At 64.4% G+C, this 334-nt stretch carries 1 protein-coding gene; it reads left to right on the top strand.

What is annotated here, in order from left to right; translation table 11 throughout:
* Nucleotides 1-147: 147 nt before the first annotated feature.
* Nucleotides 148-334: hypothetical protein (locus HALOF300_RS26800; protein ID WP_156743943.1), on the top strand; the 187-nt coding region annotated here is incomplete at its 3' end.

The raw sequence follows: 334 nt of genomic DNA, 5'->3' as shown, positions 1-334 counted from the left end.
CCTAGAGTGGAGCTCAAGCAGTCAAACGCACGTATGAAACGGTCAGCATTTCGGACCTGGAACTTCGATGGGGAGGTGAGCACACATGGACGACACCACCACCACTTCCGGTGGTCCGTCGCCTGCGGGGGTGGCGCTCGCCTCGCGATGCATCTGTCTCTGGCGGATCTGATGGCCGGGTCCTTGGATGACCAGCTCATCGCGATCGAGGCCCTCACCCAGGGCATCGCCACCTCTGATCCGGTCAGCGAGTCCGAGCGGTACGGGTCCCGGTTCCTGGGCCAGGCGGCGTTGCGGACCCATCTGATCACGCAGGCGTTGACCGGTGCCCAGC

The sequence above is a fragment of the Occultella aeris genome (assembly GCF_902703175.1).
Taxonomy (GTDB): domain Bacteria; phylum Actinomycetota; class Actinomycetes; order Actinomycetales; family Beutenbergiaceae; genus Occultella; species Occultella aeris.
This window is presented reverse-complemented; position numbering and strand designations above follow the sequence as displayed.